A 6,000-nucleotide genomic window follows, 5' to 3' on the forward strand; every position below is an offset into this window, starting at 1 on the left:
CTTTTAAGATTTTGCGGAGCTTTTACTATAAAAGAGGAATTATACAATATTAAATGCATATAAGTAGGTAGGCACAAATAAACCTACCTATGTAACGAAATGTAAAACCCTCGAAACCCTTGTGATTGCTTCTCCTGTCGGAGACGCTTCTCTGCGAGAGGCTTTGCCAACGCGAACACTTCACTTCGTTACGTTCGCTTCGGACGTAGTTAGCTTTTATCGTACTTATCTACTTAGTAGAGGATGGGAATGGGGCATGGGGCATGGGGCAACTTGAGGGGGGAAAAGGGTTCACTTATAGGGGACTCATGTTAAAGGGGTTCATGGGTTCATGGGTTCATGGGAAAGAATTTAGAGGAGGATTGTGACCTCCCCTTGGGGGAGACCTCCACCTTTATGAGGGGGTAAAAGTGTAGAAAATAAAGAGCGACGAAACTAACTTCACCGGGCTTGAAGTATCTGTCATATTGATGTCAACACGATTTTTCGGTAAGATTAGTTTGGTCGATGACCCGCCCGACTCTATGGAACATAAAGGCTAACTTTAAAGTAGTAAGACTAGACGTGTGCAACATTCCTTGTTCGGGGAAGGAACATTTCTAGCAGGTATGCCATTGCAGTAAATCCAAGGAATGTTGTAGACACAAAAATTAAACTACCTATGGAAGATGGGTGGCTGCCTGGGTTCTCCCTTGAGGAGATAAAGGTCGTAAGACCAGAGACGCTGTGTAAGACCAAATTAAACACAAGTTTAACGAGGCAACCGCGAGTGAGACGGGAAGCCTACACTGATACTTCGTATACAGTGTAGGTACTTCACTAGCCTAAATACAGAAAGAGCCGAAAACTAATGGCAGACCAAATGCAGTGGGCAAATGCCCTATCAACCCGTCCTTCTTTAGAAGCAGCTGTTGCAGATGTGGTACAACGCGCTGTCTCGTCGTTAACAGCGCCTGCGGATCTAGGGCTGGTTTTCATTTCGTCTGCTTTTACGAGTGAATATTCTCGGCTTTTGCCTTTGCTGGCTGAGAAACTTTCAGTACGTGTGTTAATTGGCTGTAGTGGTGGCGGTGTCATTGGTACGACTATGGAGGGACAAACTCAAGAATTAGAAGCTTCCCCAGCTTTGAGCTTGACTTTGGCGCACCTTCCTGGGGTGAATATTCAACCGTTTCATATTGTTGGGGAAGAATTACCCGATTTGGATGGTCCACCAAATGCTTGGGTTGATTTGGTGGGTGTACCTTCATCTGAGACACCCCAGTTTATCTTGCTGTCTGGTTCGTTTTCTTCGGGAATTAATGATTTATTGCAGGGGCTGGACTTTGGTTATCCGGGATCGGTGACGGTGGGGGGACAGGCTAGCGGTGGTGGTGGTCGGATTGCGCTATTTTGTAACGATCGCTTGTATCGTGAAGGAACGGTTGGCTTGGCTTTGACTGGGAATATTGTTTTAGAAACTATTGTGGCGCAAGGATGCCGACCGATTGGCAAGCCTTTACAAGTAACAAAAGCCGATCGCAATATCATCATCGAACTTGATGAACAAGTGCCGCTGGTAGTGTTAAGAGATTTGATCGGCAGTCTTAGCGATGCAGATAGAATGCTGGCACAAAACTCATTATTTGTCGGTGTGGCAATGGATGAGTTTAAAGTGGCTTTACAGCAGGGAGATTTTTTAATTCGCGGTATTTTAGGTGTAGATCCATCAGCAGGAGCGATCGCAATTGGCGATCGCGTTCGTCCAGGACAGCGCTTGCAATTCCATCTGCGCGATGCTGAAGCCTCTGCTGAGGACTTAGAATTACTTTTACAACAGTATCAAGACCAAAGCGCCTCTGAACCCTCTGCGGTTGCAGCGTTGATGTTTTCTTGTTTGGGACGAGGTGAAGGACTCTACGGCAAACCTAATTTTGATTCTCAACTATTTAGGCGCTATCTCAACGATATTCCCATAGGTGGATTTTTTTGCAGTGGCGAAATTGGTCCTGTTGCTGGTAGTACGTTTTTCCACGGTTACACTTCAGTGTTTGGAATTTGCCGCGCACTAGGGACTGGGGAGTAGGGATTAGGGATTAGGGATTAGGGACTGGGGACAAGGGGGACTAGGGGACAAGGGGGACTAGGAAGAATTTACTTCCTCATCTCTGTCATCTTCCCCCGCTCCTCCACTCTCCCCTCTCCCTAGTCCCTAGTCCCCAGTCCCCAGTCCCCAGTCCCTTAAAGCAGCAGGGTGCTGTTGTTATCTATAAGGGCAGGTGTGCCAGAAGTAGCGATCGCGCCATATTTTTCAAAGTAGCGGCTTACTTCTGGGGGAAAATTGTTGTAGTCAAATAAAGCATCGCCGGCGGCAATATTTGCCCAAAAGTCCCGCAAATTCGGGGCTAGTTCTTCTGCCTGGGCTGATGGTAAGTTTAATGGAGGCAAAGTTAGCAGTTTGAGTAAAAAGGGAACAGAGCGATCGCCCATCCATTTTCGTGAGGTTTGTTGCAATTTCGGGAAACCTGGTACTGATTCCACTCGATGCGAAGCAATTTGCAACCAATCTCTTCCGTAATTATCCCGATGAAACTCTAACACCCGATAAGGATGTGGATAGCTGACTAAAGAACCTGTGGTAATGTCGTATACTCCTTCTGAGTAAGCAACATCCTGAACGTGCAAATGTCCTGTAAATACTAAACTAACTTTGTAGCGCTTTAGTATCTGCAACAATTGTGGTGCATTTTCCAACATATAGCGATTTGCCATTGGGTGACGCGATTGGTTAGGCAAATGCTCAACAACATTGTGATGCACCATTACCAATACTAATTCATCATTTGCAGCTGCTAACACCTCTTCTAACCAATTTAGTTGTTGGATATCTAAACGCCCTACCTGCTCACCTTGGTCATTAAATAAGTTAGAATTTAGACCAATGAGCCTGACTCCAGGTAACAACTGACAAGTGTAGTAAAGTTCTTGGCGATCGTCATAACCAAACTTGCGATAATAAAGTGGGAAATCGGCAAAACCAATTGATTGTTCATCTGCTATGAGGACAGGAACATCATGATTGCCAGGAACAACGTAGACTGGAAAAGGTAACTTAGCCAAACGTTTTTGCAACCAAATATGATTTTCTGGTTCACCGTGTTGGGTTAAATCTCCTGGAAGTAAGAGGAAATCTAAATTCAGTTGTGTTAAGTGTTCTAGTACACTTTCAAACGCGGGGATGCCGACTTCCACCAAATGAAAACGGCTGGGATGATTCCAGATTGTGTGGGGAAGCGCAAGGTGTAAGTCGCTGACTACGGCAAAGCGAAAATTTAGAGTCATTGATGTAAGTATAATCTTAAAAACAAACTAAAAAAGCTCTTTTGAGAAAAGTATAACCTTTGCTTTATCATGCTGCGTAGAAGCGATCCCGCTTAATATTTATATACAAATTGGGTAATTGGTGGTTGGTAATTGGTATTGGTAATTTGTAATTTGTGGTTGTTAAGTAGCTCAATCTAAAAAAACGTAAAATAGATTGAGTGGTGTAATTAAGTGACGACCCATGCCTGCTCCATTAAGAATAAAGCTAACACCAGAAGACCGTACCGTCTTATAACTCAATTGTTAGGTATATGTCTCGCAGAGGCAACTAATTATAGACCAATACCGTTCAGTTAAGCCGAAAATACGAGCGTAGAGACTTCGCGCGATCGCGTCTCTACAGGTCTAAAATCAGTACCAAAAATCCTTAACACCAAGCGTATTGAATTATAAACAATCAAATTCCCAAATAATTGAATGAAATTTGGTTATAGAGGAGAAATCACGTCAACAGCAGTAAGGGGATTCAACGAATGAGAATTTTAGAGCAAACTAACAATGTTTTAACGCTTCACCAGTCATCTAGAAATTTTTGGTTTGAGACGATTTGTGTCCTCTTTAGTAGCCTATTTTTTATGGTTTTCTCGTGTGTTATTGTTAGTTGCGGTGGATGGTGGGGATTTCTCTTGTTACTCCTAACAGCAGGTGTATTCTATCTAGCATTGCAAAACGTATGGAAGAGTAATGTAGTTAAAGATTGTAGTTTTAACAAAACTCTCGGCAGGGTAACTATCAAATTTCACGGATTACAAACCAAAATCAAGGATTTGCCACTTCAAGAGATTCGAGCAGTTGAGGTGAGAAAAAGAACAGGCTTTGCCTATGGAAGCGTATTTGAAAATTACGAACTTTGGCTTGTTACGAGGTATGCTAAAGATATTTTGTTATCACAACAATACTACAGAAATACTTTATTAGAACCGCTCGCTGATCAAGTTCGAGAATTCTTGAGTCTATCAGTTATTAGAGAATAATTTCTGGAATCGTATCCCATCCCCCATCCAATAGCAAAATAAATTGCGGTTGCTCTATCCTTAAATATCGGTTCTATCTTGTGTCTATAGTTAAAGGAGAGTTAATTTTGGCATCTGTGCGAGTTCGTCGAGTCCGTCAACATGTAAACCCATTAGCAAACAAGTATAAAACACCAGCAAATCCTGTAGAATGGGAAAAAGTTTATGCCCAGCTAAACCAACCGCTTCATTTAGATATTGGTTCTGCACGGGGACGGTTTTTGTTGAGTATGGCACAGTTAGAAACTAACTGGAATTTTCTCGGTTTGGAAATTCGCGAAACGTTGGTAATTGACGCGAATAAATTGCGAGATGAGTTGGGTTTAACTAATTTGCATTATTTATTTTGTAATGTAAATAATTCGGCACAGACGCTTTTATCTTCTTTCCCTAATAAAAGTCTACAGCGCGTCACAATTCAATTTCCCGATCCGTGGTTTAAAAACCGTCACGCTAAAAGACGAGTTGTGCAACCAGAATTAGTGGCAGAATTGGCAAATTATCTCGCGTTAGGGGGAACGGTATTTTTGCAATCGGATATTAAGTTTGTGGCTGAGGAAATGTGCGATCGCTTTAGCGAAAATCCAGCTTTTGTCAGACAACATGCTGAAGAATGGTTAGCCGAAAACCCGCTACTAGTCTCCACAGAAAGGGAAGAATATGTGCTGTCGCGGGGTGAACCTGTTTATCGGGCTTTGTTTACAAGAGTTAGCAACGACGGGGATATTCCACCCGTACAGCGGGATTTGTAACTTACTAAGCTATGATTTGGAAATAGCGATCGCTGATATTTACGAAGGTGTTGATTTTAACCTGAAAGAATCTGATGAAAATTTGTAGTGCGATCGCGGAGCGCGAAAATCCAGCTTTTGTAGGGCTTGGCAACGAAGAATGGCTAGACGAAAATCCGCTACCAGTCTCTACCTCAAAACCCGTGCGATCGCAACCAGCAGTTGAATTTCTGGAGTCATTTCTCCGGAAGTATAGATGCCAATTTTACTTCAAAACCATATCTGCTTTAGTTTTTGAGATAATCTGCAATGTACTCTCCGTAGCGATCGCGCAACATTTGTTCCCGGAATTTAAATCCTAATGTTTTCCCCCGACAAGATAGAGATCCGCACAAGCAACGTTGGACAGCAATTGATTCATATTCAGTGGTTTCGTAGTCCCAGCTAATTTCTTCACCTGCTTCTATATCGTGCAAAGCAACAAAGTCATATCCTCCAAACTGATTGTTCCTTACCCCAGTATTTGGATTGCAAGAATGGTTAATGACGATAGCAGGTTCATCTAGGTTGACATACAAATTAAAATCCATCTGAAAGGAATAAATTGTTCGTTTGGGAACTTCTTCAATTGCGATACCCACCACAACAGTTTCCCCTTGGGCAAATTTTTTTGTATTCAGAAGGCACTTATGCTGGAGGCAGAAGGCAGAAGGCAACCCACCCTTACTCATAGTGGGATTGAAACAAGGACGTTTTATACCGTCCGTGCAAGCCATCTTGAGTATAATTATTTGTTTAAACTGCTTTAAACCCACAAAGTAAGTTTTAATTGATACTCCTAACATAAGTGCCTTCTGCCCTCGAACTTCTGCCTTTCTTGTAAAATTTACAAT

Annotated in this window: 6 protein-coding genes; 3 read left to right on the forward strand and 3 right to left on the reverse strand. The window is 42.6% G+C overall.

The features are described 5' to 3' along the window. Nucleotides 1-850: 850 nt before the first annotated feature. Nucleotides 851-2,065, forward strand: a complete 1,215-nt coding sequence (locus tag TOL9009_RS0128610; RefSeq protein ID WP_029636737.1) for an FIST signal transduction protein — start codon at nt 851-853, stop codon at nt 2,063-2,065. A gap of 155 nt (nt 2,066-2,220) precedes the next feature. On the opposite strand, the gene TOL9009_RS0128615 is transcribed toward TOL9009_RS0128610, so the two are convergent. After that, nucleotides 2,221-3,321: a metallophosphoesterase family protein gene (locus TOL9009_RS0128615; protein WP_029636739.1), complete on the reverse strand. Its 1,101-nt coding sequence runs from the start codon at nt 3,319-3,321 to the stop codon at nt 2,221-2,223. A 515-nt stretch (nt 3,322-3,836) separates the two neighbouring features. On the opposite strand from TOL9009_RS0128615, the gene TOL9009_RS0128620 reads away from it, so the two are divergent. Both TOL9009_RS0128620 and trmB read left to right on the forward strand, forming a co-directional pair. Beyond that, complete coding sequence (locus TOL9009_RS0128620; protein WP_029636741.1) at nt 3,837-4,337, forward strand: hypothetical protein; 501 nt, start codon at nt 3,837-3,839, stop codon at nt 4,335-4,337. Between the two features lie 116 nt (nt 4,338-4,453). Further along, the gene (gene trmB, locus TOL9009_RS40780; protein ID WP_051503142.1) at nt 4,454-5,128 is read left to right on the forward strand and encodes a tRNA (guanosine(46)-N7)-methyltransferase TrmB; all 675 of its coding nucleotides are present in this window, start codon (nt 4,454-4,456) and stop codon (nt 5,126-5,128) included. Nucleotides 5,129-5,132: 4 nt separating this feature from the next. Here the strand turns inward: trmB and TOL9009_RS49760 are convergent, their stop codons facing one another. After that, entirely contained in the window at nt 5,133-5,261 is a 129-nt protein-coding gene (locus TOL9009_RS49760; protein WP_260675957.1) for a hypothetical protein, read from the reverse strand. A 133-nt stretch (nt 5,262-5,394) separates the two neighbouring features. Beyond that, nucleotides 5,395-6,000: SET domain-containing protein-lysine N-methyltransferase (locus TOL9009_RS42360; RefSeq protein WP_221928657.1), on the reverse strand; the 606-nt coding region annotated here is incomplete at its 5' end.

The sequence above is a fragment of the [Scytonema hofmanni] UTEX 2349 genome, from assembly GCF_000582685.1.
Lineage (GTDB): Bacteria > Cyanobacteriota > Cyanobacteriia > Cyanobacteriales > Nostocaceae > Hassallia > Hassallia hofmanni.

What these genes read in the sequence shown, in the direction of transcription:
- TOL9009_RS0128610 (WP_029636737.1), top strand. Translation starts at nt 851, where the DNA reads ATGGCAGACCAAATGCAGTGGGCAAATGCCCTATCAACCCGTCCTTCT.
- TOL9009_RS0128615 (WP_029636739.1), bottom strand. Translation starts at nt 3,321, where the DNA reads ATGACTCTAAATTTTCGCTTTGCCGTAGTCAGCGACTTACACCTTGCG.
- TOL9009_RS0128620 (WP_029636741.1), top strand. Translation starts at nt 3,837, where the DNA reads ATGAGAATTTTAGAGCAAACTAACAATGTTTTAACGCTTCACCAGTCA.